Here is a 26810-nt window from a genome sequence, read left to right as displayed (position 1 = left end):
CCATGAGTGAGCTGTCGAAGGTCTCGGTCACCGCGCTCAAGGGCGTTGGCGAAGCCATGGCGGAAAAGCTTGCCAAGGTCGGCCTGGAGAATCTGCAGGACCTGCTGTTCCACCTGCCCCTGCGCTACCAGGACCGTACCCGCGTGGTTCCGATCGGCCAGCTTCGCCCTGGGCAAGATGCGGTCATCGAAGGGGTGGTCAGCGGCGCCGATGTGACCATGGGCAAGCGCCGCAGCCTGGTGGTGCGCCTGGGCGATGGCAGCGGCGTGCTGAGCCTGCGTTTCTACCATTTCAGCAATGCGCAGAAGGAGGGCCTCAAGCGTGGCACCCACCTGCGCTGCTACGGCGAGGCCCGCCCCGGCGCCTCGGGCCTGGAGATCTACCACCCCGAGTACCGCGCGCTCAATGGCGACGAGCCAGCGCCTCCCGTCGAGCAGACCCTGACGCCGATCTATCCGTCCACCGAAGGGCTCACCCAGCAGCGCTTGCGCCTGCTTTGCCAGCAGAGCCTGGGCATGCTCGGCCCGCGCAGTCTGCCGGACTGGCTGCCGGACGAACTGGCCCGCGACTATCACCTGGCACCGTTGGACGATGCCATCCGTTATCTGCACAACCCGCCGGCCGATGCCGACCTCGACGAACTGGCCGAGGGGCAGCACTGGGCCCAGCATCGGCTGGCCTTCGAAGAACTGCTGACCCACCAGTTGTCGCAGCAGCGCCTGCGCGAAAGCCTGCGCAGTTTGCGCGCGCCCGTGCTGCCCAAGGCCAGCCGCCTGCAGGCGCAGTACCTGGCAAACCTGGGTTTTCAACCGACCGGTGCGCAGCAACGGGTGGCCAACGAAATTGCCTATGACCTGAGCCAGGCCGAGCCGATGATGCGCCTGGTACAGGGCGATGTCGGTGCCGGCAAGACCGTGGTCGCCGCGCTTGCCGCGCTGCAGGCGCTTGAAGCCGGCTACCAGGTGGCGCTGATGGCGCCCACCGAGATTCTCGCCGAACAGCACTACATCACCTTCAAGCGCTGGCTCGAACCACTGGGCATCGAGGTCGCCTGGCTGGCCGGCAAGCTCAAGGGCAAGGCCCGCGCCAGCGCTCTGGAGCAGATCGCCAATGGTGCACCGATGGTGGTGGGCACCCATGCGCTGTTCCAGGAAGAGGTCCGGTTCAAGCACCTGGCCCTGGCGATCATCGATGAACAGCACCGCTTCGGCGTGCAGCAGCGCCTGGCCTTGCGCAAGAAGGGCGTGGCAGGCGAGCTGTGCCCGCACCAACTGATCATGACCGCCACGCCCATTCCTCGCACCCTGGCCATGAGTGCCTACGCCGACCTCGACACCTCGGTGCTCGATGAACTGCCGCCCGGTCGCACGCCGGTCAATACCGTGCTGGTCGCCGACAGCCGGCGCTTCGAGGTGGTCGAGCGGGTGCGCGCTGCCTGTGCCGAAGGTCGCCAGGCCTATTGGGTATGCACCCTGATCGAAGAATCCGAAGAGCTCACCTGCCAGGCCGCCGAGAGTACCTTCGAAGAGCTTGGCAGTGCCTTGGGCGAGCTGCGCGTGGGCCTGATCCACGGGCGCATGAAGCCTGCGGAAAAAGCCGCGGTAATGGCCGAGTTCAAGCAAGGCAACCTGCAATTGCTGGTGGCCACCACGGTGATCGAGGTGGGCGTGGATGTCCCCAACGCCAGCCTGATGATCATCGAAAACCCCGAACGCCTGGGCCTGGCTCAGTTGCACCAGCTGCGTGGTCGAGTGGGCCGAGGCAGCGCAGTGAGCCACTGTGTGCTGCTGTACCACCCGCCACTGTCGCAGATAGGCCGCGAACGCCTGGGAATCATGCGCGAAACCAACGATGGCTTCATCATCGCCGAAAAGGACCTGGAGCTGCGCGGCCCTGGCGAGATGCTCGGAACCCGCCAGACTGGCTTGCTACAGTTCAAGGTCGCCGACCTGATGCGCGACGCCGACCTGCTGCCGGCCGTGCGCGACGCCGCCCAAGCCCTGCTGGCACGCTGGCCGGAACATATCAGCCCGCTGCTCGACCGCTGGCTGCGTCACGGCCAGCAATATGGCCAGGTGTGATGCCTGTCCCAGAATGGATCCAGCTTTGCGACCAGGCTGGTTATACTTCGCGTTCAAAAGAATTTGTGGATACAGACCATGACTGAAGTTGCCCTGGACACCGCAACCCCGCACGCACCGTCTGTCATCCGGCTATTGCTCGACAAAGTGGGTGTGGCCTATCGCGAGGTGCCGGATCATCCGCAGCTGGCCGCCGCCTCGCGCGTGCAGGCGATCCTGCTCGACGACGAGATCGGCGCCTTGATGGTGCTGTTTCCGCAGAGCAAGCTGCTTGACCTCGGTCGCCTGGAAGAATTGACCGGTCGCAAGCTCAAGGCCGTGCCCGTCGCACGCCTCAAGCAGATGCTCGACAAGCACCAGCTCAAAGCCCTGCCGGCCATCCCGGCACTGACCAGTTCGCCGTGCCTTTACGAAGGCAAGCTGCTCGAAGCCGAACACTTGTTGATCCAGTCCGGCGAAGCGGACCTGTTGCTGGAAATCAAGCGTGATGACTTCAAGCGCATGCTGGCCAAGGCCAGCGCCGGCAGCTTCGGCCAACCGGTCAGGGATATTCGCCCCAACCTCGACCGTCCGGACGATGACTCCAGGGAGATTACCCAGGCCGTCCAGGCGTTCACCGCGCGCCGTATCCAGAAACGTCTTGAAGAAACCATCGAGATCCCGCCGCTGGCCGACACCGCGCAGAAGATCATCAAGCTGCGCGTCGACCCCAATGCCACCATCGATGACATCACCGGCGTGGTCGAAACCGACCCGGCGCTGGCCGCCCAGGTGGTCAGCTGGGCAGCATCGCCCTACTATGCCTCGCCCGGCAAGATTCGCTCGGTGGAAGACGCCATCGTTCGCGTGTTGGGCTTCGACCTGGTGATCAACCTGGCACTGGGCCTGGCACTGGGCAAGACCCTGAGCCTGCCCAAGGACCATCCGCAGCAGGCAACGCCCTATTGGCAACAGTCGATCTACACCGCGGCAATCATCGAGGGCCTGACCCGCGCCATGCCGCGCGCCGAACGCCCGGAGGCTGGCCTGACCTACCTGGCAGGGTTGCTGCACAACTTTGGTTACCTGCTACTGGCACATGTCTTCCCGCCGCATTTCTCGCTGATCTGCCGGCATCTGGAGGTCAACCCGCACCTGTGCCACACCTTCGTGGAGCAGCACTTGCTGGGTATCAGCCGCGAACAGATCGGCGCCTGGCTGATGAAGCTGTGGGACATGCCCGAGGAACTGTCCACCGCGCTGCGTTTTCAGCACGACCCGGCGTATGACGGTGAGTACGCCGCGTATCCGAACCTGGTGTGCCTGGCGACCCGTTTGTTGCGCGCGCGGGGGATTGGCTCGGGGCCGCAGGAGGCGATTCCGGATGAATTGCTGGAACGTCTCGGGATCACCCGGGAGAAGGCAGAGGATGTGGTGAACAAGGTGCTCGAGGCCGAGACCTTGTTGCGCGAGCTGGCTTCGCAGTTCAACGCACCGCATTGACCTATCTGGGGCCGCTTGCCGGCGATGGGCTGCGCAGCAGCCCCAACGATTTCAGCCTTTCTTCTTCTTGGGCTTCAGGTACTTCATCAACCCCTGGAACCACATCACCAAAGCCGGATTGCCCTTGATCTGGATGTTCTTCTCCTGAATCCCCTGCATGAACGCCAGCTGCTTGTTGCCCGCCTGCAGCGTGGCAAAGCCATAGGCCGCGTCCTTGAAGGCGATGGCAAAGGCCGGCTGTGGGTGCATGCCGCCTTTGCTGCTGATGCGCTCGCCACTGACGATGAAGTGCCGGGCAACCTTGCCGTCCAGCGTCTGCATCTGGAACACCAGGTCCTTGTCCTTGAGTTGCTGCTGGAATGCCGGGTTGGAACGACTGGCCCTGGCCATCAACAGCCCCATGGCCCAGAGAAGAAAGCGAAACTTCATCAACGCGCCTCGAATGAAATATGACTTGAAGCGCGCAGTTTATCCTTTTCTTGAACTATTTATGCAAGTTCGCCACACGATGCCTGCAAAACGCACAACGGGCGCCAAAGGGCGCCCGTTGTGCTGACACTGGGGATGTCAGGAATCGATCACTTGCCTTTCTTGGCCGGCTTGGCAGGCGCATTGACGCTGTCGCGCAGGTTCTTGCCTGGCTTGAAGGCGACGGTATTGCTGGCCTTGATCTTCACTGGCTGGCCAGTCTGCGGGTTTTTCCCGGTGCGGGCACCACGATGGCGTTTTTCAAAGGTACCGAAACCGACCAGCGTGACGGTGTCCTTGTCCAGGGCACCAGTGATGCTGTCGAGAATCGCGTTCAGCACCTGGTTGGCCTTTTCCTTGGTCAGATCGGCCTTTTCGGCGATGACGGCGGCGAGTTCTGGTTTGCGCATAGTGAAGCCTCTTTGACGGAATTTCTTGTTGTTATTGCCGTGCTGCCATTGAAGCAGCGTTCAAGGCACCGCAGGCTCTAATCTGCGGCAGACGGAAGTGAGAATGGCACGCCCTCAGTGGTCGCGCCAGTATCAGCGCGGCCATTGTGCGACCAACAACAGGACAAATCCGACAGAACGACAGCCATTTACGCCATAAGGGCGGGTAACAGCTTATTCAGAGCCAGTTTTTCCATCACTGCATTGCCCGTCAGGGCATACCCCAGCAGCTGGCCGTCAGCGGCGTGGCAGAGCACTTTCAGGTCACTCCCCTGCCCTTCGACCTGCCAGCTGCCTTCTCGGCCCTGAGGTGCAGGAGAAACCACCAGAGGACAAGCCGGCGTCTTCACGGTGATCGGCATCGGCCCGTAGCTGACCGGCGTCGGATTGCCGGTCAGGGTCCGGGCCAGGGCACGGGCGCAGGCCATCAGCGGCATCACATACAGCAGGTTGATACCCTCGACTTCGGCACAATCGCCCAGCGCATGGATATTGTCGTGAGACGTGCGCAGTTGGCGGTCAACGACCACGCCTCGGTTGGTCTGCAACCCGGCAGCGGCGGCCAGATCCGTGCGTGGACGCAGGCCAACCGCCGATACCACCAGATCACAGGCGATCACATTGCCATCGGACAGGTGCGCTTCAAGACCGTCAGCCACCTGTTGCAGTCGGGTCAGCACCGGCCCGAGGTGGAAGCGCACGCCAAGCCCCTGCAGCCCCGCTTGCACCGCAGCGGCTGCGGCAGGGTGCAGCAGGGTCGGCATGACCTGTTCGCAAGGCGCCACCACGTCGACCTGGAAACCGCCCAGGCTCATGTCATTGGCGAACTCGCAGCCGATCAGGCCGGCGCCGAGGATCAGCACGCGTTGCTTGCCCGCGGCAGCGGCACGGAAACGCGCGTAGTCCTCCAGGTCATTGATCGGGAATACCCGGTCAGCGCCATCACCCTCGACCGGCACCTGCACGGTCTGCGCGCCCCAGGCCAGCACCAGGTCGCGATACTCGACGGCCTCTTCACCGATCCACAGGCGCTTGTGGCCCGGGTCGATGCCGCTGATGCGGGTGTGGGTGCGAATCTCGGCCTTGAGCTGCTCGGCCATGGCGCCAGGCTCGGCCATGCACAGGCCATCGGCGTCCTTGTGCTTGGCGAAGCCGGTGGAGAGCATCGGCTTGGAGTAGGAGCGGCCATCATCGGCAGTGATCAGCAGCAACGGCGTCTCACCATCGAGCTTGCGAAATTCACGGGCCAGGTTGTAGCCCGCCAGGCCAGTACCGATGATTACCACAGGGGACGTCATGTCGTGCTTTCCTCTCGCTTGCAACGGGGTGGGATCAGCCGATGGCGATCATTTCGAAGTCGCTCTTGCCCACGCCGCAGTCGGGGCACAGCCAGTCTTCCGGCACGTCTTCCCAGCGGGTGCCCGGGGCGATGCCGTCATCAGGCCAGCCTTCGGCCTCGTCGTAGATCAGGCCACAGACAATACATTGCCACTTCTTCATGGGTCGTTGTTCCTCGGTTCAGGCTTTGTAATGCGGGCATTATGCAAGCAGTCGGGGCAATCATGCTAAGCTCGCCGCCTCTCTGGCTGTAACAAAGCATACCGACGTGTCGTACGAATCCCCGCAAGCAGCCGCTGTCGCGTGGCTGCCGTATTCACAGCTGGCGACCGATATCGACCAGCCTACCCTTGACTGGCTGTTCGACGAAGGCTCCCTGACGCGCCGCCTGACCCGCCTGTCCCACGACCACTTCAGCGTAGCCCCACTGTTCGAGGGCTGGCAGCCGCTGCGCGCGGACGAATGCCAGGCGCTGCGCATCGCCCCCGGTGCCGAAGGCTGGGTGCGCGAAGTGTACTTGCGCGGCCACGGCCAACCCTGGGTCTTCGCCCGCAGCGTGGCCAGCCGGAGCGCACTGGAGCGCGGCGGCCTGGACCTGGAAACCCTGGGCAGCCGCTCGCTGGGCGAGTTGCTATTCTGCGACCAGGCGTTCATTCGCCACCCCATCGAGGTGTGCACTTATCCACAGCCCTGGCTTGCGTCCGAGGTGGCTCACGAGGGCTTGTGGGGGCGGCGTTCGCGCTTCGAACGCAATGGTCTCGACCTGCTGGTGGCCGAGGTGTTCCTGCCGGCACTGTGGCAAGCGGCCAAGGAGGAAAACCGCTGATGTACCTGCAACTGCTCAAGTCGCTCAACCGCGTGCACCCGCGCGCCTGGGACTTCGTCCAGCTCAGCCGCATGGACCGGCCGATCGGCATCTACCTGTTGCTGTGGCCCACCCTGACTGCCGTGTGGATCGCCGGGCAAGGCTCGCCGACGCTGGCCAACGTGCTGATCTTCGGCCTTGGCGTGGTGCTGATGCGGGCGGCCGGCTGCTGCATCAACGACTTCGCCGACCGCAAGGTCGATGGCCATGTCAAACGCACTGCCGACAGGCCGTTGGCCAGCGGCCGGGTCAGGCCCCGCGAGGCACTGACGCTGTGCGCCATCCTGGTCGCGGTGAGCTTCCTGCTGGTGCTGTGCACCAACAGCCAGACCGTCTGGCTGTCGTTCGGCGCGGTGGCCCTGGCGTTCTGCTACCCGTTCATGAAGCGCTACACCTATTACCCGCAGGTGGTGCTGGGCGCCGCGTATTCGTGGGGCATTCCCATGGCTTTCACTGCCGCCGACGGCGAACTGCCGGCCAGCGCCTGGCTGCTGTACATCGCCAACCTGCTGTGGACGGTGGGTTATGACACCTACTACGCCATGGTCGATCGCGACGATGACCTGAAGATCGGCGTGAAGTCGACGGCGATCCTGTTTGGCGAGGCTGACCGGGTGATCATCCTGACCCTGCAGTTGCTGTCGCTGGGTTGCCTGCTGCTGGCGGGCAGCCGCTTCGAGCTCGGGGGCTGGTTCCACCTGGGGCTGCTGGCGGCGGTGCTGTGCTTTGCCTGGGAGTTCTGGTCGACGCGCAAGCTGGACCGGGAGTCGTGCTTCAAGGCGTTCCTGCACAATCACTGGGCGGGGTTGCTGATCTTCATCAGCGTGGTGCTCGACTACGCCCTGCGCTGAATGCATCGCCGGCAAGCCGGCTCCCACAAGACCCGCCGCGGTACCTGTGGGAGCCGGCTTGCCGGCGATTAGGGCCGCAACGCGGCCCCGGCAATCTCAAGGCTTGGCGACGTGCCAGACGTCCTTCATGCCGTCGCCGGTCATGTCACCGGCCTTCTTGTCCTTGACGAAGGTGTACAGCGGCTTGCCGTCATAGGCCCACTGCATCTTGCCGTCGTCGCGTTTGATCTGGGTCCATTTCCCTTCAGCTTTCTCACCATCCTTGACCATCAAAGGCGGCCAGTTGGTGGCGCAGTCACCATTGCACATCGACTTGCCGCCCGCATCCTTGTCAAAGGTATACAGCGTCATGCCAGCGTGATCGACCCACATGCCATCCTTCTCCATGGCATGGTGGGCAGACGCCACCCCTGGAAGCGCCAGTGCAGCAAAAAGGGCCATCCAGCTCAGCGTATGTCGTGTCATTGGAGTCACCATTGATTCGGGGGTAGATATGAATGCGTATTGCCGCCTCAGCGGCCCTGTCTAGCCTAGCCCACACACGCAATGTCGCCAGAACGGCCAACGTCCTGTCACACAGCTGCAATAATTCCGTTATCTAATGCGGGCCAGACACGATTATCCGGGAGAGGTTTTGAGCATGGTTGGCAGGAACATTCTGATCGTCGACGACGAAGCGCCTATTCGCGAGATGATCGCCGTTGCATTGGAAATGGCCGGCTATGACTGCCTGGAAGCCGAGAATTCCCAGCAGGCCCACGCGATCATCGTCGATCGCAAGCCGGACCTGATCCTGCTCGACTGGATGCTGCCCGGCACCTCCGGCATCGAGCTGGCGCGCCGCCTCAAGCGCGACGAGCTGACCGGCGACATCCCGATCATCATGCTCACCGCCAAGGGCGAGGAAGACAACAAGATCCAGGGGCTGGAAGTCGGCGCCGACGACTACATCACCAAGCCGTTTTCCCCACGTGAACTGGTTGCCCGCCTCAAAGCCGTACTGCGCCGCACCGGCCCGAGCGACAGCGAAGCGCCGATCGAAGTCGGCGGCCTGCTGCTCGACCCGATCAGCCACCGTGTGACCATCGATGGCAAGCCCGCCGAAATGGGCCCCACCGAATACCGTCTGCTGCAGTTCTTCATGACCCACCAGGAGCGCGCCTACACCCGTGGCCAACTGCTCGACCAGGTCTGGGGCGGCAACGTGTATGTCGAGGAGCGCACGGTGGACGTGCACATTCGACGCTTGCGCAAAGCATTGGGTGAAGCCTACGAAAATCTGGTACAAACCGTCCGCGGCACTGGCTACCGCTTCTCGACCAAAAGCTGATCGAGCCCAAGGCGCCAAGCTGCACGTCGTTGTACAAGGACCGTCAATTGAACCAGAACTGGCACGCGACCCTCATTCGCCACCTTCTCCTGTTGATCACCGCCTGCCTGATCGGCGGCCTGGTCAGTGGCTACTACGGCTGGAGCCTGGCCATCGGCCTGGCGCTCTACCTGGGCTGGACCCTCAAGCAGCTGCTGCGCCTGCACGACTGGCTGCGCAGTCATCAGCCCGATGAAGCACCGCCCGACGGTTATGGCCTGTGGGGCGAAGTGTTCGACAGCATCTATCACCTGCAACGCCGCGACCAGCGCGTGCGCGGGCGCCTGCAGGCGGTGATCGACCGCGTGCAGGAGTCCACCGCCGCCCTGCGTGACGCGGTGATCATGCTCGACAGCGATGGCAACCTGGAGTGGTGGAACCGCGCCGCGGAAACCCTGCTCGGTTTCAAGACCCCGCAAGATGGCGGCCAGCCGGTCACCAACCTGGTACGCCACCCGCGCTTCAAAGAGTACTTCGAGTCGGAGAACTACGCCGAGCCGTTGGAAATCCCTTCGCCGATCAACGATCGCCTGCGTGTCCAGCTGCACCTGACCCGCTACGGCAACAACGAGCACCTGATGCTGGTGCGCGATGTGACCCGCATTCACCAGCTCGAACAGATGCGCAAGGACTTCGTGGCCAACGTTTCCCATGAGCTGCGCACGCCGCTGACCGTCATCACCGGCTACCTCGAGACCTTGCTGGACAACGTCGAAGACGTGAACCCGCGCTGGGGCCGGGCGCTGCAGCAGATGAACCAGCAAGGCTCGCGCATGCAGACCCTGCTCAACGACCTGCTGTTGCTGGCCAAGCTGGAAGCCACCGACTACCCCTCGGACAACCAGCCTGTCGCTGTCGACGCCATGCTGCAGGCAATCAAGAACGATGCCCAGGCCCTGTCCGGGCAGCGCAACCAGCGCATCACCCTGGAAGCCGCACCGGGCGTGAAGCTCAAAGGCAGCGAGTCGGAACTGCGCAGCGCCTTTTCCAACCTGGTGTTCAATGCGGTCAAGTACACCCAGGACGAGGGCAGTATCCGCATCCGCTGGTGGGCCGACGCCCAGGGTGCCCACCTGTCGGTGCAGGACTCGGGGGTCGGGATCGACGCCAAGCACCTGCCGCGCCTGACCGAACGCTTCTATCGGGTGGACTCCAGCCGCGCCTCCAACACCGGCGGTACAGGGCTGGGGCTGGCCATCGTCAAGCATGTGCTGATGCGCCACCGGGGCAAGCTGGAGATCAGCAGCGTGCCGGGGCATGGCAGCACCTTCACCTGCCACTTTGCCCCGGCGCAACTGGCCAACGACAAGGTGTGACAGCGGGCTGCTGCGCAGCCCGATCGCCGGCAAGCCGGCTCCCACAATCGAAAGTTCGACACGGCCCCTATAGGAGCTGGCTTGCCGGCGATTGGGCCGCAAAGCGGCCCCATGGCACCACTACCCTTTGCTTTTGTGGTCCCAGCCGCTACATTGGATCCCCTGTGCCAGCAAACGCTGGCACTTTTTTTCTCTCTACCCCAAAGACGGACCCCGTAAAAACTCCATCATGGACCCTTCCCCTGGTATCAGCCTCGCTTCCCTGTTCGCCGATTTCGGCATGATCCTTTTTGCCCTGTTCCTGGTGCTGCTCAACGGCTTCTTCGTTGCCGCCGAGTTCGCCATGGTCAAGCTGCGCTCCACGCGCGTCGAGTCCATCGCCGAGCTGCATGGCTGGCGCGGCAGCATCCTGCGCAAGGTACACAACCAGCTCGACGCCTACCTGTCGGCCTGCCAGCTGGGTATCACCCTTGCCTCGCTGGGCCTGGGCTGGGTCGGCGAGCCGGCCTTCGCCCACCTGCTCGAACCGCTGCTGGCCTACCTCGGCGTGGACACCCCCGAGCTGATCAAGGCCGTGTCGTTCTTCGTCGCCTTCTTCGTGATCTCGTACCTGCACATCGTGGTCGGTGAGCTGGCGCCCAAGTCCTGGGCAATCCGCAAGCCCGAGCTGCTGTCGCTGTGGACGGCCGTGCCGCTGTACCTGTTCTACTGGACGATGTACCCGGCCATCTACCTGCTCAACGCCAGCGCCAACGCCATCCTGCGCATCGCCGGCCAGGGTGAGCCAGGCCCGCACCATGAGCACCATTACAGCCGCGAAGAGCTCAAGCTGATCCTGCATTCCAGCCGTGGTCAGGACCCGAGCGACCAGGGCATGCGCGTGCTGGCCTCGGCCGTGGAAATGGGCGAGCTGGAAGTGGTCGACTGGGCCAACTCGCGGGAAGACATGGTCAGTATCGATGCCCATGCACCGCTCAAGGAAATCCTCGCCCTGGTGCGCCGTCACAAGTTCAGCCGCTACCCGCTGTATGACGCCGAGCGCGAGGAATACACCGGCCTGCTGCACATCAAGGACCTGCTGCTGGAACTGGCAGAGCTCGAGCACCTGCCCGAAACCATCGACCTCGAAGACCTGGCCCGGCCGCTGGAACGGGTTACGCGGCATATGCCTCTGTCCCAACTGCTGGAGCAGTTCCGCAAGGGCGGTGCGCATTTCGTGCTGGTGGAGGAAGCCGATGGCAAGGTGATCGGCTACCTGACCATGGAAGACGTGCTGGAGGTGCTGGTTGGCGACATTCAGGACGAGCACCGCAAGACCGAGCGCGGCATCCTCGCCTACCAGCCTGGCAAGCTGCTGGTGCGCGGCGATACGCCGTTGTTCAAGGTCGAGCGCCTGCTGGGCATCGACCTTGACCACATCGAGGCGGAAACCCTGGCCGGCTTGATCTACGAGACCCTCAAGCGCGTGCCGGAGGAAGAGGAAGTGCTGGAGGTCGAAGGCCTGCGGATCATCATCAAGAAGATGAAAGGGCCGAAGATCGTCCTGGCCAAGGTGCTCAAGCTCGATTGACCCACCTCAAGGGTTGCCGGCGGTATAGTCCGGCAGCCCGCCGATCGGCCGGTCGAACTGGAACGGTATCGACTCCAGCGCCAGGCCGACGTTGCGCTGCACCACGAAGTGCAGGTGCGGGCCGGTGCTGTTGCCGGTATTGCCAGACTTGGCCAGCGCCTGCCCCACTGCCACCTGCTGCCCCTCCGCGACCACCACCGAGCCACGCATCAGGTGCAGGTAGACGCCCATGGTGCCGTCCGTGTGCAGAATACGCACGAAGTTGCCCGAGGGGTTGCTACCCCGCCCGCTCTGGCTGTTCTCGACTTTCACCACCCTGCCGCCACGCGCGGCGATGATCGGGGTGCCCTCGGGCATGGCGATATCCATGGCATAGCGGCCTCTGGGGCCGAAGTGGCTGAAGCGGCCGTTGGGGCCCTGGGTCAGGCGAAACGGCCCGCCTTTCCACGGGAAGGGATAGCGGTAGGCCTGCGAACGCTGGCCCGGGTCGCCCATGGCGTACTGGAAGTTGCTGGCGTACTGCAACTTGCCACCCGGCGCCGCCAGTACCGAACTCAGCACCTTGGTCGAGCGCGGCCCCACCACCGCGCGCACGGTGCGCGGCTTGTTGCCGCCAAAGGCATTGGCCAACTGATCGATGCGCAGCTCCACCTGCATGGGCACGTACAGCTCGTTGCGCACCATGAAACGCACGCCGCCAGGGAAGGTCTCGGCTTGCAATCGCACCTGGCCGTCGATGCGCTCGAGCATCGGCTCGCGCAGTTCGAAGGTTTTCGCGCCTGGGCTGTAGCGGTCGGAGTACGAGACCACGCCGGCGTTGTCGACGGTCTTGTAGATAGTCATGCCCAGGCTCGACGCCGAGGCCGAGGCCGAGGCCGAGGCCGAGAGCAAGGCACAGAACAGCAGCAAGCGGGCGGCGGCGGGCATGATAGTGGCTTTTTGACGGGGGGTGTTCTGTCGAAGCCTAGCAGTGGGGAACCGGGAGCGTTATGACAGCTGGTCGGATGATTGTATGCAAGGGCCAATCGCCGGCAAGCCGGCTCCCACAGGGGTCAGTGCAGCACCCGTGGGAGCCGGCTTGCCGGCGATGAGGCCAGCTCAGGCGCCCGGGCTGAAATGCTTCTGCGCGGTACCGCGGGCAATCAGCCGCGACAAGTAGTCGAGCTTCTGCGCATCCTGGTCGACGAACTTGAACGTCAGTTGCAGCCAGTCGCTTTCCGGCTTCGGTTCCAGCGCGGCAACGGCATGCAGGTAGCCGTTCAAGCGGGCCACCTCGGCGTTCTCACCCTGCTCCAGGTCCAGCACCGCACCTTCGAACACCTGCGGCAGCGCTGCACTGCGGCGCACCACCAGCAGCGCCTCCTTGAGGCTCAGGGCCTTGATCACGCAGGGCTGGGTACCGCTGGACAGGCGCAACTGGCCCTGGCCACGGCCCGACTGCGCGGCAGCCGCCGCGGTTTGCGGCGCGGGCGCATTGAGCAAGGGCTTGGCCGCTGCTGCCACCTTGGCCGGCTCGACCTTGGCCGCTTCCACCTTGCCGCCCGTCAGGGCGCTCAGCGAATCGTTGGCGAACGCCGAATTCACCCGCGCCGTCGCGCCAGCCATCAGGCTTTCCAGCTTGCCGATCTTGCTCAGGGCCTTCTTCACCTTGGTCAGCAGCTGCTCATTGGTGAACGGCTTGCCGACGAAATCGGACACCCCGGCCTGGATGGCCTGGATCACGTTCTCCTTGTCACCGCGGCTGGTCACCATGATGAACTGCAGCTGTTTCATCGCCTCTTGCTGGCGGCACCAGGTGAGCAGTTCCAGGCCTGACATTTCCGGCATTTCCCAGTCGCACAGAACCAGGTCGAAGGACTCCTTGGCCAGCATGGCCATGGCCTTGCGGCCGTTCACCGCATCTTCGATGACCATGCCCGGAAAGGCATTGCGCAGGCACTTCCTGACCAGGTCACGGATGAACGGGGCGTCGTCCACCACCAGCACATTCACTTTACTCATCGATACTCCTATTGAATTGCTCGAGCACAAACGAAAACGCCCGGCCAAGGCCGGGCGTCGATGCTCGCGAGCAATCCTATTTATCGTCCGGTTCAGCCGGAACATTAGCGATTTCAGCCTCTGCCCCCGCCGTACCTTCGACTTCCGCCTTCATGCGCTTGAGGCCCAGGTGGCGCACGTCGGTCCCGCGTACCAGGTAGATCACCAGCTCGGAAATATTGCGCGCGTGGTCGCCGATACGTTCCAGCGAACGCAGGGCCCAGATGACGCTCAGCACCCGCGAGATCGAGCGCGGGTCTTCCATCATGTAGGTCACCAGCTCGCGCAGGGCGGTTTTGTACTCACGGTCAATGGTCTTGTCGTACTGGGCCACCGACAGCGCCAGGTCGGCATCGAAGCGGGCGAAGGCGTCCAGTGCATCGCGCACCATGTTGCGCACCTGGTCGCCGATGTGGCGCACCTCGACGTAGCCGCGCGGCGATTCGCCTTCCTCGCACAGCTGGATGGCCCGACGGGCGATCTTGGTCGACTCGTCGCCAATGCGCTCCAGGTCGATCACCGACTTGGAGATGCTGATGATCAGGCGCAGGTCGGAGGCTGCCGGCTGGCGGCGGGCGAGGATGCGCACGCACTCCTCGTCGATGTTGCGCTCCATCTGGTTGATCTGCTCATCGACTTCACGCACCTGCTGGGCCAGGCCCGAGTCGGCCTCGATCAGCGCGGTGACCGCGTCGTTGACCTGCTTCTCGACCAGGCCGCCCATGGCCAGGAGGTGACTGCGCACCTCTTCGAGTTCAGCGTTGAACTGCTGGGAAATGTGGTGCGTAAGGCTTTCTTTGTTGATCATCGTTTCGCTCCGCGAAGTTGCAAGCCTCAAGCTGCAAGCTTCAAGTAGTTCGTGTCGTTCCCTGGCTGCGCGCTGGCCGCTTTTTCTTGAAGCTTGTAGCTTGAAGCTTGCAGCTGCGCCAAAGGCGCCGTTAGCCGTAGCGACCGGTGATGTAGTCTTCGGTCTGCTTCTTCGCCGGGTTGGTGAACAAGGTGTCGGTATCACCGAATTCGACCAGTTTGCCCATGTACATGAACGCGGTGTAGTCGGAGACGCGCGCGGCCTGCTGCATGTTGTGGGTGACGATGACGATGGTGTACTTGGATTTCAACTCGTAGATCAGCTCTTCGACCTTGAGCGTCGAGATCGGGTCCAGTGCCGAGCAGGGCTCGTCGAGCAGCAGCACTTCAGGCTCGACGGCGATGGTACGGGCAATCACCAGACGCTGCTGCTGGCCACCGGACAGGCCCAGTGCCGATTCGTGCAGGCGGTCCTTGACCTCGTCCCACAGCGCCGCGCCCTTGAGCGCCCACTCGACCGCTTCGTCGAGCACGCGCTTCTTGTTGATGCCCTGGATGCGCAGGCCGTACACCACGTTCTCGTAGATGGTCTTGGGGAACGGGTTGGGCTTCTGGAACACCATGCCCACGCGGCGGCGCAGTTCGGCAACGTCTTCGCCCTTGCGGTAGATGTTGTTGCCGTACAGGTTGATGGCGCCTTCCACGCGGCAGCCGTCAACCAGGTCGTTCATGCGGTTGAAGGTGCGCAGCAGGGTCGACTTGCCGCAGCCGGACGGGCCGATGAAGGCGGTCACGCGCTGCTTGGGGATATTCATGCTGACGTCGAACAACGCCTGCTTGTCGCCGTAGTACAGGCTCAGGCCCGGGACTTCGATGGCCACGGTTTCTTCGGCCAGGCGCAGGCTCTGCTTGTCGCGGCCCAGGGCAGACATGTCGATGCCGTGGGTGTGGGATTCTTGCTGCATGGTCTCACTCCGTTTGTAGCTGCAAGCTTCAAGCTGCAAGCTGCAAGTTAGGGCAAAGCGGCAAACCTCTTCGAGCTTGCCGCTTGTGGCTTAAAGCTTCAATCAGTGGTCGAGCGCCTTGTACTTCTCGCGCAGGTGGTTACGGATCCACACCGCCGAGAGGTTGAGGGTGGCGATCACCATCACCAGCAGCAGCGCGGTGGCGTAGACCAGCGGCCGCGCGGCCTCGACGTTGGGGCTCTGGAAGCCGACGTCGTAGATGTGGAAGCCCAGGTGCATGATCTTCTGGTCCAGGTGCAGGTACGGGTAGTTGCCATCCACCGGCAGCGACGGCGCCAGCTTGACCACACCCACCAGCATCAGCGGCGCCACTTCACCCGCGGCGCGGGCCACGGCGAGAATCATGCCGGTCATCATGGCCGGGCTGGCCATCGGCAGGACGATCTTCCACAGCGTCTCGGCCTTGGTCGCACCGAGGGCCAGCGAGCCTTCGCGCACGGTGCGCGGGATACGCGCCAGGCCTTCCTCGGTGGCGACGATCACCACCGGCACCGCCAGCAGCGCCAGGGTCAGCGAGGCCCACAGCAGGCCCGGGGTACCCAGGGTCGGCGCAGGCAGTGCCTCGGGGAAGAACAGGCGGTCGATCGAACCACCCAGCACATAGACGAAGAAGCCCAGGCCGAACACGCCGTAGACGATCGCCGGAACGCCCGCCAGGTTGTTCACGGCGATACGGATCAGCCGCGTCACCGGGCCCTGCTTGGCATACTCGCGCAGGTAGACTGCGGCCAGCACGCCGAACGGGGTGACGATCACGGCCATGATCAGGGTCATCATCACGGTGCCGAAGATGGCCGGGAAGATACCGCCTTCAGTGTTGGCTTCACGCGGGTCGTCGCTGAGGAACTCCCAGACCTTGGCGAAGTAGGTGCCCATCTTGGTCAAGCCGGACATGGCGTTCGGCTGGATGGCGTGCACCACCTTGCTCAGGTTGATCTCCACTTCGCGGCCGTTGCCGTCGCGGGCTACCAGACTGTCGCGAGCGAAAGCCTGGTGCAGGCCGCTGAGGCGCTCTTCGATGGCCTTGTAGCGGCTGTTCAGCTCGGCGCGCTCGGCGTCCATGTCGGCCTGGGCAGCGGCGTCCAGCTTGCCGTCCAGCTCCAGCTTGCGGCTGTGCAGGCGCAGACGCTCGAGGCCATGGTTGATGGCACCGATGTCCTTTTTCTCCAGGCTCTGCAGCTCGCTGTTGAGCTGGTTGGCACGCTTGAGACGCGCCTGCAGCTCGCCCCAGGCGGCCTGGCCGTCGGCGACCACGCGGCCTTCTTCCTTGACGCTGACCAGGTAGCCGTAGAAGTTGCCCCACTCGCGGCGCTCCAGGGCGATCAGGTCGGCCGGACGCTGCTCGTCCACCAGCCACTCGCCGACCACCCAGGTGAAATCGTTGCCGTTGAGGTCACGGTTACCGATCTTGATCAGCTCACGGGTCATGAACTCCGGGCCTTCGTCCGGTACCGGCAGGCCGGCACCCTTGAGGCGCGCACGAGGCACCTCTTCCTTCTGTACCACTTCACCGATGACGATATGATCTGCCTGGCCCGGCACCTTGTAGGTGGCCTGGACCAGGTCGGCCGGCCAGAAGTGGCCAAGGCCGCGCACGGCGATCACCGCCAGCAGGCCGATGGTCATGATCACCGCCATGGCGACCGCGCCACCACTGATCCAGACGCCTGGGGCGCCGCTCTTGAACCAGCCTTTGAGGGAATCCTTTTTCACGGATCTCTACCTTTCTATCAAAGCGACGAGTATTTCTTGCGCAGACGCTGGCGAATCAGCTCGGCCAAGGTGTTCATGATGAAGGTGAACATCAGCAGCACGAGGGCGGCGAGGAACAGCACACGATAGTGACTGCCGCCGACTTCCGATTCAGGCATCTCCACCGCAACGTTGGCCGCGAGGGTACGCATGCCTTCGAACAGGTTCATCTCCATCACCGGGGTGTTGCCGGTGGCCATGAGCACGATCATGGTCTCGCCCACCGCACGGCCCATGCCGATCATCAGCGCCGAGAAGATACCCGGGCTGGCGGTGAGGATGACCACGCGGGTCAGGGTCTGCCACGGTGTCGCGCCCAGGGCCAGGGAGCCCAGGGTCAGGCTGCGCGGCACGCTGAACACGGCGTCTTCGGCGATCGAGTAGATGTTCGGGATGACCGCGAAGCCCATGGCGATACCGACTACCAGAGCGTTGCGCTGGTCGTAGGTGATGCCCAGGTCGTTGGTGATCCACAGGCGCATGTCACCACCGAAGAACCAGGTTTCCAGGAACGGGCTCATGTACAGGGCGAACCAGCCGATCACCAGGATCACCGGGATCAGGATCGCCGCTTCCCAGCCATCCGGGATGCGCAGGCGGATCGACTCCGGCAGGCGGCTCCAGCCGAAGCCCGCCAGCAGGATGCCGACCGGCATGACCACGAACAGGCTGAACACGCCCGGCAGGTGGCCTTCCAGGTACGGCGCCAGGAACAGGCCGGCGAAGAAGCCGAGGATCACCGTCGGCATCGCTTCCATCAGCTCGATCACCGGCTTGACCTTGCGGCGCATGCCAGGGGCCATGAAGTAGGCGGTGTAGATGGCCGCGGCAATGGCCAGCGGCGCCGCCAGGATCATCGCGTAGAACGCCGCCTTCAGGGTGCCGAAGGTCAGTGGCGACAGGCTCAGCTTGGGTTCGAAGTCGGTGTTCGAAGCGGTCGACTGCCAGACGTACTTGGGTTCGTCGTAGTTCTCGTACCAGACCTTGCCCCACAGCGCGCTGAAGGACACTTCAGGGTGCGGGTTCTTCAGGCTCAGCGGCAGCAGCTTGCCACCTTCTTCGATGATGATGCGGTTGGCGCGTGGCGACAGGGCCAGGATGCCGGCGCCTTCGGCAGCGGGCTCGACCAGCAGCGTGCGGTGCGCGGTGCTGTGGAACACGCCGAGCTTGCCTTCGGCGTCCAGGGCGATGAAGCCCTTGCGGCGTTCTTCGGCATCGATCTGCACGACCGGCGCCTTGCCCATCTGGAAGGTGCGGATCTGCTTGAAGCGCGATTCGCCATCCGGGTCGCGGGCCATGAACCACTGGGCCAGGCCACCCTTGGAGTCACCGATGATCAGCGAGATACCGCCGACCAGCTGCGCGCTGGCGGTGATCTCGGTGTCGGCGCTCTCGGACAGCTTGTAGCGGCCGTTCAGGCTCTTCTCGCGCAGGCTGAAGACGTCGGCGGTGGCGCGGCCGTTGATCACGTACAGCCACTGCTGACGCGGGTCGATGAAGATGTTCTTCACCACCTCGGTCATCTGCGGCAGCTCGATGCGGTTCTGCTCGGTGGTGACCTCATCGGTCATCATGTTCTCGGTACGCGTCAGCTCGATCACCTGCAGGTGCGCGCCGGTGGAGCCGGCCAGCAGCAAGGTGTCGCCATTGACGTTGACGCTGACGTGCTCCAGCGCACGGCCCTCGTCATCGAGCACGAACGGCTCCTGGCCGTACGGGTAGTCGATGCCGGGGGTGATGGTCTTCTTGTTGTCCGGGTAGGTGATCTTGTAGGTGTGGTGGAACACCAGCGCCTTGCCATTGGACAAGCCCAGCACGACCGTCGGGCTGCCCGGCTGGTCGGTGCTGATGGAACTGACCTGGGTGCCAGCAGGCAGCGGCAGGTCGACACGCTTGAGCTCGTTACCGGTCTTGGTATCGAAGAACAGTGCCTGACCCTTGTCCGAAACGCGCATGCCGACCAGGTTCTGCTCTTCAAGGGCGATCATCAGCGGCTTGCCGGCATCCTGCTGCAGCCAGGTCGGCTCCAGGGCCTTCTTGCTGGTCAGCTCGGCGCCCTGGAACAGCGGCAGCACCACGTAGGCCAGATAGAAGAAGATCAGGGTAATCGCTGCCAGCACGGCAAGCCCGCCCACCAGTACATACCAGCGGGTCAGGCGATCCTTGAGGGCGCGCATGCGGCGCTTGCGTTGCAACTCGGGCGTATTGAAATCAATCCGCACGGGAGGGGAATTTTGGGTCATTGTGGAGTTGGCCAGATCATTCATGCGCACACCCTAGCGGTCCCGTATGACAAAAACATTACAGTGCGTTGACGCAAAAAAGCCCGCCGCTCAGGAGCCCTGGCTTCGGACTAAGAATGCTTGGAAGAGGCCGGGCATCGGCACCGGCCTCTTCCTCAGTTAGTTACTTCTTTGCAACGTTACCGGCGTGGGACAGGCCCAGGTCAGCCAGGGTCTTGTCGACCACTTTGGCCGGCAGCGGGATGTAGCCATCCTTCACCACGACCTGCTGGCCAGCCTGCGACAGCACCAGCTTGACGAACTCGGCTTCCAGCGGAGCCAGAGGCTTGTTCGGCGCCTTGTTGACGTAGACGTACAGGAAGCGCGACAGCGGGTACGAGCCGTTCAGGGCGTTGGCTTCGTTGTCTTCGATGAACTCGCCGCCTTCTTTCTTGGCCAGGGCAACGGTCTTGACGCTGGCGGTCTTGTAGCCGATGCCCGAGTAGCCGATGCCGTTCAGCGAGGAGCTGATCGACTGCACGACCGAAGCCGAGCCAGGCTGTTCGTTGACGTTAGGCTTGAAGTCGCCTTTGCACAGGGCTTCTTCCTTGAAGTAGCCGTAGGTGCCCGATACCGAGTTGCGGCCGAACAGCTGCACTGGCTTGTTGGCCAGGTCGCCGGTCACGCCCAGGTCGCCCCAGGTCTTGACGTCGGCCTTGGCACCGCACAGGCGGGTGGACGAGAAGATCGCATCGACCTGGGCCATGGTCAGGCCTTTGATCGGGTTGTCCTTGTGCACGAACACTGCCAGGGCATCGACGGCGACCGGGATGGCGGTCGGTTTGTAGCCGTACTTCTGCTCGAAGGCCTGCAGCTCGACGTCCTTCATCTTGCGGCTCATCGGGCCGAGGTTGGCGGTGCCTTCGGTCAGCGCGGGTGGCGCAGTGGAAGAACCGGCAGCCTGGATCTGGATGTTTACGTTCGGATATTCCTTCTTGTAGGCCTCGGCCCACAGAGTCATCAGGTTCGCGAGGGTGTCGGAACCGACGCTGGAGAGGTTGCCCGAAACACCGGTGGTCTTGGTGTAGGTCGGGATCGCAGGGTCGACGGCGGCTACCGCGTTGGCGGTCGCAACGCCAGCGGCGGCAAAGGTGAGGGCCGCCATCAAACGCTTCAGTTTCATGCCTTGCTCCTAGCAGGAATATTGGGGTGTTGGCTGGATCGGGGCCCAGTATCTGCAGGCCGCATGAAGACGATATGACTTCAATGTGACAATTGGATGAAAGGCCAGCATTGCACTGGCCTTCACCTGTTACAGGGCTTATCAGGGAATCAGGCCCCTCCAGGCAGCTCCCGCCGGTCGCGCAGCATCAGGTATAGCGGCTCTAGCCCCGACTCTGCCGGAAAGACCACGATGCAGTCGTCGAAGCGCAAGCGCTCGAGATTGGCGAACGTTCCGACCAGAGGCACCGAGGGCAAGCTGAGGAAACTGATGCTGGCAGGCCTGGCGGAATCTTCAGCGGCGTAGGGCGCGTCGCCCTGTTGCCACAGCACGGTAACTGGCGCCCTGCCCTCCCCGGAATACGCCCAGGCCTGATGCGCCGCCTGCCAGCTGGCCATGCGCACCGGTACACGCGATGGCACCCTCGAACCCTGGGTTGTGGTCAAAAGCACATGCGAATGCTTGAGATGCGGCTTCACACCGAAACTGCGCGGCCCACCGGCGACGGATTCGAACAGGGTGCACATTCTGAACGGCATCTGGATGTCGCCGCGCACCTTGGCCAGGCCCTGCCAATCAGCCTCCCCTTCAGAATACAGTGCAGCCAGTGGCACGCTCACTGCGAAACGCGGGTCGTCGCTTGGCGCACCCAGCACGAACTGCAGAACATCGACATAAATGCCTGGATGATCCTCCAGCGAGGCCGCGGCCTGCCATTGCAGTTCGGCAAGCGCCGACTGGAAGGTCTGCGTCAGCCTGTGCTGCTGCCGCGCCACCTCGCGGCTGAGCCCTTGCACAGTCAGCAAGGCGGGATGCAAGCCGGCCGAGTGCAGCGGCGCGCGTAACGTCAGTGGACCGCGCCCCGGCCCGCTGTCGGTGGCAACGGTCAGTTGGGCGATGTGCGACTCAAGGCTTTCGATCCGTGCCGCACCCCGCTGGTACAGCGCTGGATGCTGCTGGCGTGCCGCGGCGAGTGCCGCCGCGTAATGCTGGCCGACCGGGGTGATTTCCTTTAGCACCACCGTTTGTATGCCGACATTGAAAAAGGGGCTACTGACATTACGCGCGGCATCGCTCACGGCAAATTGCACGCTCACTTCCAGGTTTTCCAGCGCGGCCAAGGCCTGCTGCGCCTGAATTTGAGCCGATTCCAGGTTACGCAGCGTGCCCAGGCAGGCGCTCAACTGCTGCTCCGGCGTGCCGGCGGACGGTTCGATCGCCAGTTGCTGCTCAAGCACCTTGAGCGTATGTGCGCCACGCTGGGTCGCGGACTGGATATCGGCAATGAGCTTGCGTGACTGTTCCAGATTTCGATTGGAGGCCTGAACCGCCCGCTGTTCCCGGGTCAATGGCTGGTGGCTGGCGGGTGATGGCAGCACTTGTCCCTTGAAGGCGGCGCGGCCTTGCCTCAGGTACCAGCGTTTGAGGGTGGCGACCACTTCGTCTGGGGAATTGATGCTGCCTGCCTCGTCGGGCTCCGGGTAGAACAGAAGGTCGCTGCCGGCGCGGTGGCCCACCACACGGTCGAAGTGGGCGATCAGTGCGTCGTGATGGGCCTTGTCGGTGTCCGCGTTCCAGATTTCTTGTACGAGAGAGAGAAAGCGGGGTTCTTCGTAATTTTGCAGTTTGGTTTCAAATTTGATCATGAAAACTCCTTGCCGCCATGGCAATTCATGCTCATAACTTTAAAAGCGAAAGATAGGTGCGGCCGCGCAACTGATCACCCACCTGGGCAGGCAATGCCACTCCTGTCGGCGCCACGCGGGCAGCCCACCAATCGCCACCGGCCACTTGCCCTTTGCCCGTGACAACCCCCGTCCCCGCAGGCGGCAAGACAAACGAGAAATACTGCGGCGCCTGGCCAGGGATGCAGACAATGCAGTCATCGAAGCGAAGGTCCACGCCTGCGCCAACCGTGGCCACTTCCGGCGCTAGCGCCAGCACCCTGGCACTGGACGTATCGCCTGCCGTTGCAGCAGAGCCGCCCAGGACCAGGGTCTTGCCGGTAGGCGTGTCCGGCTCGACCCGGTACGTTTCATTCACCGGATCGAAAACGGCGTTCCTGACCCGCACTTCGGATGCGATACCGGCACCCGTCGAAGCCACCCCGATGCCACTGCCGCCCGGCAAATGCTCGATTCTGATGCGGTTACTCAGGCGGGCGGACCCGCCGGCATTGGCTATTGCTTGCAGGTCCTGGCCGGCCTCGACACCCAATAGCTCCGCGCCTACGCCCAAACCTTCGAGATGCCGCCTGCGCTGCGCCTCGGTCAACTCGCCATTACCCAACGTCGGCGAGTACAGCATGGCCGTAGCCGTAAGGCTCAGGGCCTGCCCGCCGCGGATTGCCGCGACCCTCAGTAGCTCTTTCGCCGCATTGGCGATTGCCTGCTCGATTGCGGCTGCCAACTCAGCCGCCACCTGCGCGCCGCCCTGGGTAAGTAGCACCCCACCCGCCTGGGCAACCCCAACGGGTGCGCCAAGGGTGTTGGCGGCCTTCAGCCGCTGCAGGCGACGATCTTCATCCGCTTGCTGCTTGTAGCGGACTCGCGCTTCACGCTGCTGGGCGTCTTGATGTTGGCGTGCCCAGACCGCTTCCCTGGCCCGCCACACCTCTGCATGGCCCAAGTTGCCGATTTATAACCAGGCAACAGCACTACATATTGCTTTAGTTGAGAGCGTCAATTTCAACTTGTGTCGAAAAATGATGGTTAATTGAAATCGAATTTAAATGATTGGCGAAATTGCTCTGCACAAGGCGGCGCGCTTACCCCGCAAATTAAGCAGTGCAAGTTTTAGCATTAAAGGAATTGGGAAATGCAAGGCGGGGCGTAGATGGCTACGAGAGAGCGGGAACTTGATAATTCATGCGGCAGCCACTTCATGATGGAAGCGGTTGCTGCCGCATGGGTTTAGCCGATCAGCGTTTGTTGGCGAGCAAGTAAATACCAACAAACAGCCCCACGGTGCACAAACCTGCAACATAATACGCCGGCGCCATCGGGCTCACTTTGAGCAGCGCCGTCACCACCATCGGTGTCAGACCACCGAAGATCGCGTAAGCCACGTTGTAGGAGAACGACAGCCCGCTGAAGCGCACCACAGCCGGGAACGCCTTGACCATTACATAAGGCACCGCACCGATCACGCCCACGCACAGGCCGGTCACGGCATACAGCGGGAACAGCAGTTCCGGGTGGGTCGGCAGGCTGTGATAGAAGGTCCACGAGCTCACCAGCAACAGCAGGCTGCCGATGACGAACACACGCCCTGCGCCAAAGCGGTCGGCCAGGCTGCCCGAGGCGATGCAGCCGAAACTGAGCAGCACGATCGCCAGGCTGTTGGCCTTGAGCGAGTCGGTCGGGCTGATGTGATAGATGCTCTGCAGCAGCGCCGGGGTCATCAGGATGACCACCACGATGCCGGCCGACAGCATCCAGGTCAGCAGCATCGACAGGATGATCGACCCACGGTGATCGCGCAGTACTGCGCGCAGCGGCAGCTCCTCGGCCAGTGCCTTGCGCTGCTGCATCTCGGCGAATACCGGGGTTTCATGCAGCCAGCGGCGCAGGTACACGGCAAAGAACCCGAACACACCGCCCAGCAGGAACGGCACACGCCAAGCGTAATCAGCCACTTCCTCGGGGGTGTAGATACTGTTGATCAGCGTCGCCACCAGCGAACCCAGCAGAATGCCTGCCGTCAGGCCGGCAGTGAGAGTGCCGCAGGCATACCCGGTGTTGCGCGCAGGCACGTGTTCGGAGACGAACACCCAGGCCCCCGGCACTTCCCCGCCAATCGCCGCGCCCTGGATGACGCGCATCAAGAGCAGCAGGATCGGCGCCCACAGGCCGATCTGTGCATACGTGGGCAACAGGCCCATGATCAGGGTCGGCAGGGCCATCATGAAGATGCTCAGAGTGAACATCTTCTTGCGCCCGAGCAGGTCGCCGAAGTGCGCCATGACGATGCCGCCCAGCGGCCGCGCCAGGTAACCGGCGGCGAAGATGCCGAAGGTCTGCATCAGGCGCAGCCATTCGGGCATGTCGGCCGGGAAGAACAGCTTGCCGACCACGGTGGCGAAGAACACGAAGATGATGAAGTCGTAGAACTCCAGCGCTCCGCCCAGGGCGGACAGTGAGAGAGTCTTGTAGTCACTGCGGGTCAGCGGCCGCGAAGGCTGCTCGATACTGCTCGGCACGGAGGTCATCGCTCGTTCTTCTCTTTGTAGGTCATGCAGGCCGCTTGGCGCGCGGCTTCTGAATTGCTAGGACAGGCGAAGATAGCAAATTGCCGAGCCGTGCTGAAAGCGATACAAAATCCCGACAGATATTCATGAATACGCGGTCGTCGCTTGCCGTTTGGCTATATATACTGGCCGTTCGTAGGAAAAGGTTGCTGTCGCCCTTGGGATATTGTGCGAAATCGCCGGTCTTGATGTCAGACGGTTTCGCAGAATTTCCCTATGGCCGTCCAGCGAAGCGATATCGGCGTAGTATGTTTCAGCGCGGGTTCGTTATCCCGGCCTTCGCGCCACACCAACGAAAGCGTCACGGGTCAGAGGCCCCCACCGCATGATCGAGCTCGAACAAGAAGATCCCATCCCGCAAGGCGACCTGGCCTTGCAAATCACCGCATTGCCTCGTGAAACCAACGGTTTCGGCGATATCTTCGGCGGCTGGCTGGTCGCCCAGATGGACCTGGCCGGCACGGCCATGGCCAGCCGCGTCGCAGGTGGCCGGGTGGCCACGGTAGCCATCGACCGCATGGCCTTCCTGGTGCCTGTGGCCGTGGGCGCGCAACTATCGTTCTATACCCAGACCCTGGAAATCGGCCGCAGCTCGATCCAGATGATGGTGGAAGTGTGGAGCGACGACCCGCTGTCCAGCGAATGGCGCAAGGTCACCGAGGCGGTGTTCGTGTTCGTGGCCATCGACGGCAGTGGCCGTACCCGTTCGGTGCCTCGTCGCTGAGCTGTGCGAGCGGTAAACTCATTGCACGTCATCGGGTCGAAGACCCACGGACAATTCAATGAGACGAGCGCAATGGCTACCTTCAAGGTCGAAACCGAGCAACACGGCGAACTCAACTGCTGGCGCATCAGCAGCGACCGCGCCGAACTACTGATCGCCCAGCAGGGTGCGCAGATCCTCAGCTACCAGCGTGTTGGCGAGCCACCGCTGCTGTGGCTGAGCGACCAGGCCATCTTCCGCCGAGGCAAGTCGGTGCGCGCCGGTGTACCGGTGTGCTGGCCGTGGTTCGGCAACCTGCAGCGCAACCCGCAAGCGGTTCAATCGATGTACCGCGGCGAACAGGCCCCTGCCCATGGCCTGGCGCGCACGCGTGACTGGCAATTGCTGGGGATCGAGGAAGCGGGTAACGAACTGCGCATCGAATTTGGCTTGCCCGAGGCGCAAGGCGATCTGCCGGACTGGCCGCACGACGTCGAGCTCAAGCTGCTGGTGGTGCTGGGCGATGAGCTCGAGCTGAGCCTGAGCAGCCGCAACATGGGCAATACCCCGGTGACCATCAGCCAGGCCCTGCACAGTTACTTCGCGGTCAGTGATGTACGCCAGGCCCGGGTCGAGGGTGTCGACGGGCTGGGTTACATCGAGACCCTGGCCGACTGGAAGCAGCGCCAGCAGCAAGGTGCCCTGGCGTTTGGCGGGGAAACCGACCGGATCTACCTCGACACTGCACCGACGCTGAGCATTGTCGACCCGCACTGGAACCGGCGCATCACCTTGACCAGCAGCGGCTCGCGTTCGGCGGTGATCTGGAACCCGTGGACCGAGCGGGCCAAGGAACTGGCGGACATGGCTGACGATGGCTGGCAGCGGATGCTGTGCATCGAGACGGCGAATGTGTGGGATGACGTGGTGACTTTGGCGCCTGGGCAGCGCCATGGCCTTGGCGTGAAAATTGGCAGTGAGATGATCTGAATGCTGTACCG

Annotated in this window: 24 protein-coding genes; 9 read left to right on the top strand and 15 right to left on the bottom strand. The window is 63.2% G+C overall.

Annotated elements, in window-relative coordinates; all coding sequences use genetic code 11:
• Positions 1-2: 2 nt before the first annotated feature.
• Together recG and PPL01S_RS05145 are read left to right on the top strand one after the other, a co-directional pair.
• The gene (gene recG, locus PPL01S_RS05150; RefSeq protein WP_016394017.1) at positions 3-2081 is read left to right on the top strand and encodes an ATP-dependent DNA helicase RecG; all 2079 of its coding nucleotides are present in this window, start codon (positions 3-5) and stop codon (positions 2079-2081) included.
• A 78-nt stretch (positions 2082-2159) separates the two neighbouring features.
• Positions 2160-3563, top strand: a complete 1404-nt coding sequence (locus tag PPL01S_RS05145; RefSeq protein ID WP_016394016.1) for an aminoacyl-tRNA deacylase and HDOD domain-containing protein — start codon at positions 2160-2162, stop codon at positions 3561-3563.
• Between the two features lie 51 nt (positions 3564-3614).
• Here the strand turns inward: PPL01S_RS05145 and PPL01S_RS05140 are convergent, their stop codons facing one another.
• The 4 genes from PPL01S_RS05140 to PPL01S_RS05125 all read right to left on the bottom strand — a co-directional run bounded on the left by PPL01S_RS05140 (position 3615) and on the right by PPL01S_RS05125 (position 5980).
• Positions 3615-3992: a hypothetical protein gene (locus PPL01S_RS05140; RefSeq protein ID WP_016394015.1), complete on the bottom strand. Its 378-nt coding sequence runs from the start codon at positions 3990-3992 to the stop codon at positions 3615-3617.
• A 149-nt stretch (positions 3993-4141) separates the two neighbouring features.
• Positions 4142-4441 (bottom strand): HU family DNA-binding protein, encoded by a 300-nt coding sequence (locus PPL01S_RS05135; protein WP_016394014.1) that lies wholly within the window; start codon positions 4439-4441, stop codon positions 4142-4144.
• A gap of 188 nt (positions 4442-4629) precedes the next feature.
• Complete coding sequence (locus PPL01S_RS05130; RefSeq protein WP_016394013.1) at positions 4630-5778, bottom strand: NAD(P)/FAD-dependent oxidoreductase; 1149 nt, start codon at positions 5776-5778, stop codon at positions 4630-4632.
• A gap of 34 nt (positions 5779-5812) precedes the next feature.
• The gene (locus PPL01S_RS05125) at positions 5813-5980 is read right to left on the bottom strand and encodes a rubredoxin (RefSeq protein ID WP_011536423.1); all 168 of its coding nucleotides are present in this window, start codon (positions 5978-5980) and stop codon (positions 5813-5815) included.
• A 106-nt stretch (positions 5981-6086) separates the two neighbouring features.
• Here PPL01S_RS05125 and PPL01S_RS05120 point away from each other — a divergent pair, with 106 nt between their 5' ends.
• Both PPL01S_RS05120 and ubiA read left to right on the top strand, forming a co-directional pair.
• Complete coding sequence (locus PPL01S_RS05120; protein ID WP_016394012.1) at positions 6087-6644, top strand: chorismate--pyruvate lyase family protein; 558 nt, start codon at positions 6087-6089, stop codon at positions 6642-6644.
• Positions 6644-7534 carry a 4-hydroxybenzoate octaprenyltransferase gene (gene ubiA / locus PPL01S_RS05115; protein ID WP_016394011.1) on the top strand — a complete coding sequence of 297 codons (891 nt, stop codon included), beginning with the start codon at positions 6644-6646 and terminating at the stop codon, positions 7532-7534. Before PPL01S_RS05120 ends, ubiA begins: the two co-directional genes overlap by 1 nt.
• A 96-nt stretch (positions 7535-7630) precedes the next feature.
• Here the strand turns inward: ubiA and PPL01S_RS05110 are convergent, their stop codons facing one another.
• The gene (locus PPL01S_RS05110; protein ID WP_028625865.1) at positions 7631-7999 is read right to left on the bottom strand and encodes a COG4315 family predicted lipoprotein; all 369 of its coding nucleotides are present in this window, start codon (positions 7997-7999) and stop codon (positions 7631-7633) included.
• A gap of 175 nt (positions 8000-8174) precedes the next feature.
• Between PPL01S_RS05110 and phoB the strand changes: the two genes are divergently transcribed.
• The 3 genes from phoB to PPL01S_RS05095 all read left to right on the top strand — a co-directional run bounded on the left by phoB (position 8175) and on the right by PPL01S_RS05095 (position 11789).
• On the top strand, positions 8175-8864 hold the full coding sequence (phoB, locus tag PPL01S_RS05105; protein WP_003253341.1) for a phosphate regulon transcriptional regulator PhoB: 690 nt from the start codon (positions 8175-8177) through the stop codon (positions 8862-8864).
• Between the two features lie 47 nt (positions 8865-8911).
• Positions 8912-10219, top strand: coding sequence for a phosphate regulon sensor histidine kinase PhoR (phoR, locus tag PPL01S_RS05100; RefSeq protein ID WP_016394009.1), 1308 nt, complete (start codon positions 8912-8914; stop codon positions 10217-10219).
• 229 nt (positions 10220-10448) lie between these two features.
• Entirely contained in the window at positions 10449-11789 is a 1341-nt protein-coding gene (locus PPL01S_RS05095; RefSeq protein ID WP_016394387.1) for a hemolysin family protein, read from the top strand.
• Positions 11790-11795: 6 nt separating this feature from the next.
• Here PPL01S_RS05095 and PPL01S_RS05090 read toward each other — a convergent pair whose 3' ends face one another.
• The 10 genes from PPL01S_RS05090 to PPL01S_RS05045 all read right to left on the bottom strand — a co-directional run bounded on the left by PPL01S_RS05090 (position 11796) and on the right by PPL01S_RS05045 (position 25067).
• Complete coding sequence (locus PPL01S_RS05090) at positions 11796-12716, bottom strand: peptidoglycan DD-metalloendopeptidase family protein (protein ID WP_028625864.1); 921 nt, start codon at positions 12714-12716, stop codon at positions 11796-11798.
• 171 nt (positions 12717-12887) lie between these two features.
• Positions 12888-13790, bottom strand: a complete 903-nt coding sequence (locus tag PPL01S_RS05085) for a response regulator (protein ID WP_016394385.1) — start codon at positions 13788-13790, stop codon at positions 12888-12890.
• A gap of 76 nt (positions 13791-13866) precedes the next feature.
• On the bottom strand, positions 13867-14637 hold the full coding sequence (phoU, locus tag PPL01S_RS05080) for a phosphate signaling complex protein PhoU (protein WP_016394384.1): 771 nt from the start codon (positions 14635-14637) through the stop codon (positions 13867-13869).
• A 130-nt stretch (positions 14638-14767) separates the two neighbouring features.
• Positions 14768-15601 carry a phosphate ABC transporter ATP-binding protein PstB gene (gene pstB / locus PPL01S_RS05075; RefSeq protein WP_016394383.1) on the bottom strand — a complete coding sequence of 278 codons (834 nt, stop codon included), beginning with the start codon at positions 15599-15601 and terminating at the stop codon, positions 14768-14770.
• A gap of 102 nt (positions 15602-15703) precedes the next feature.
• Positions 15704-17374, bottom strand: coding sequence for a phosphate ABC transporter permease PstA (gene pstA, locus PPL01S_RS05070; protein WP_016394382.1), 1671 nt, complete (start codon positions 17372-17374; stop codon positions 15704-15706).
• A 17-nt stretch (positions 17375-17391) separates the two neighbouring features.
• Entirely contained in the window at positions 17392-19680 is a 2289-nt protein-coding gene (locus tag PPL01S_RS05065; protein ID WP_028625863.1) for an ABC transporter permease family protein, read from the bottom strand.
• A 139-nt stretch (positions 19681-19819) separates the two neighbouring features.
• Positions 19820-20818: a phosphate ABC transporter substrate-binding protein PstS gene (locus PPL01S_RS05060; protein ID WP_016394380.1), complete on the bottom strand. Its 999-nt coding sequence runs from the start codon at positions 20816-20818 to the stop codon at positions 19820-19822.
• Positions 20819-20967: 149 nt separating this feature from the next.
• Entirely contained in the window at positions 20968-22503 is a 1536-nt protein-coding gene (locus PPL01S_RS05055) for an S-type pyocin domain-containing protein (protein WP_248694081.1), read from the bottom strand.
• 31 nt (positions 22504-22534) lie between these two features.
• A complete protein-coding gene (locus tag PPL01S_RS05050; protein ID WP_033743643.1) occupies positions 22535-23485 on the bottom strand; it encodes an S-type pyocin domain-containing protein in 951 nt (316 codons plus the stop codon).
• Between the two features lie 292 nt (positions 23486-23777).
• Positions 23778-25067 (bottom strand): MFS transporter, encoded by a 1290-nt coding sequence (locus tag PPL01S_RS05045; protein WP_016394376.1) that lies wholly within the window; start codon positions 25065-25067, stop codon positions 23778-23780.
• A gap of 364 nt (positions 25068-25431) precedes the next feature.
• Between PPL01S_RS05045 and PPL01S_RS05040 the strand changes: the two genes are divergently transcribed.
• Together PPL01S_RS05040 and PPL01S_RS05035 are read left to right on the top strand one after the other, a co-directional pair.
• Positions 25432-25830: an acyl-CoA thioesterase gene (locus tag PPL01S_RS05040; RefSeq protein WP_003253317.1), complete on the top strand. Its 399-nt coding sequence runs from the start codon at positions 25432-25434 to the stop codon at positions 25828-25830.
• A gap of 72 nt (positions 25831-25902) precedes the next feature.
• Positions 25903-26799 (top strand): D-hexose-6-phosphate mutarotase, encoded by an 897-nt coding sequence (locus PPL01S_RS05035; RefSeq protein WP_016394375.1) that lies wholly within the window; start codon positions 25903-25905, stop codon positions 26797-26799.
• Positions 26800-26810: the final 11 nt, after the last annotated feature.

Source organism: Pseudomonas plecoglossicida NBRC 103162 = DSM 15088 (assembly GCF_000730665.1).
In the GTDB taxonomy this organism is placed as follows: Bacteria; Pseudomonadota; Gammaproteobacteria; order Pseudomonadales; family Pseudomonadaceae; genus Aquipseudomonas; species Aquipseudomonas plecoglossicida.
This window is presented reverse-complemented; position numbering and strand designations above follow the sequence as displayed.

Bases quoted from the DNA above. Each gene is read 5' to 3' on its own strand.
- recG (WP_016394017.1), top strand. From the start codon at position 3: ATGAGTGAGCTGTCGAAGGTCTCGGTCACCGCGCTCAAGGGCGTTGGC.
- PPL01S_RS05145 (WP_016394016.1), top strand. From the start codon at position 2,160: ATGACTGAAGTTGCCCTGGACACCGCAACCCCGCACGCACCGTCTGTC.
- PPL01S_RS05140 (WP_016394015.1), bottom strand. From the start codon at position 3,992: ATGAAGTTTCGCTTTCTTCTCTGGGCCATGGGGCTGTTGATGGCCAGG.
- PPL01S_RS05135 (WP_016394014.1), bottom strand. From the start codon at position 4,441: ATGCGCAAACCAGAACTCGCCGCCGTCATCGCCGAAAAGGCCGATCTG.
- PPL01S_RS05130 (WP_016394013.1), bottom strand. From the start codon at position 5,778: ATGACGTCCCCTGTGGTAATCATCGGTACTGGCCTGGCGGGCTACAAC.
- PPL01S_RS05125 (WP_011536423.1), bottom strand. From the start codon at position 5,980: ATGAAGAAGTGGCAATGTATTGTCTGTGGCCTGATCTACGACGAGGCC.
- ubiA (WP_016394011.1), top strand. From the start codon at position 6,644: ATGTACCTGCAACTGCTCAAGTCGCTCAACCGCGTGCACCCGCGCGCC.
- PPL01S_RS05110 (WP_028625865.1), bottom strand. From the start codon at position 7,999: ATGACACGACATACGCTGAGCTGGATGGCCCTTTTTGCTGCACTGGCG.
- phoB (WP_003253341.1), top strand. From the start codon at position 8,175: ATGGTTGGCAGGAACATTCTGATCGTCGACGACGAAGCGCCTATTCGC.
- PPL01S_RS05095 (WP_016394387.1), top strand. From the start codon at position 10,449: ATGGACCCTTCCCCTGGTATCAGCCTCGCTTCCCTGTTCGCCGATTTC.
- PPL01S_RS05090 (WP_028625864.1), bottom strand. From the start codon at position 12,716: ATGCCCGCCGCCGCCCGCTTGCTGCTGTTCTGTGCCTTGCTCTCGGCC.
- PPL01S_RS05085 (WP_016394385.1), bottom strand. From the start codon at position 13,790: ATGAGTAAAGTGAATGTGCTGGTGGTGGACGACGCCCCGTTCATCCGT.
- phoU (WP_016394384.1), bottom strand. From the start codon at position 14,637: ATGATCAACAAAGAAAGCCTTACGCACCACATTTCCCAGCAGTTCAAC.
- pstB (WP_016394383.1), bottom strand. From the start codon at position 15,601: ATGCAGCAAGAATCCCACACCCACGGCATCGACATGTCTGCCCTGGGC.
- PPL01S_RS05065 (WP_028625863.1), bottom strand. From the start codon at position 19,680: ATGAATGATCTGGCCAACTCCACAATGACCCAAAATTCCCCTCCCGTG.
- PPL01S_RS05060 (WP_016394380.1), bottom strand. From the start codon at position 20,818: ATGAAACTGAAGCGTTTGATGGCGGCCCTCACCTTTGCCGCCGCTGGC.
- PPL01S_RS05055 (WP_248694081.1), bottom strand. From the start codon at position 22,503: ATGATCAAATTTGAAACCAAACTGCAAAATTACGAAGAACCCCGCTTT.
- PPL01S_RS05045 (WP_016394376.1), bottom strand. From the start codon at position 25,067: ATGACCTCCGTGCCGAGCAGTATCGAGCAGCCTTCGCGGCCGCTGACC.
- PPL01S_RS05040 (WP_003253317.1), top strand. From the start codon at position 25,432: ATGATCGAGCTCGAACAAGAAGATCCCATCCCGCAAGGCGACCTGGCC.
- PPL01S_RS05035 (WP_016394375.1), top strand. From the start codon at position 25,903: ATGGCTACCTTCAAGGTCGAAACCGAGCAACACGGCGAACTCAACTGC.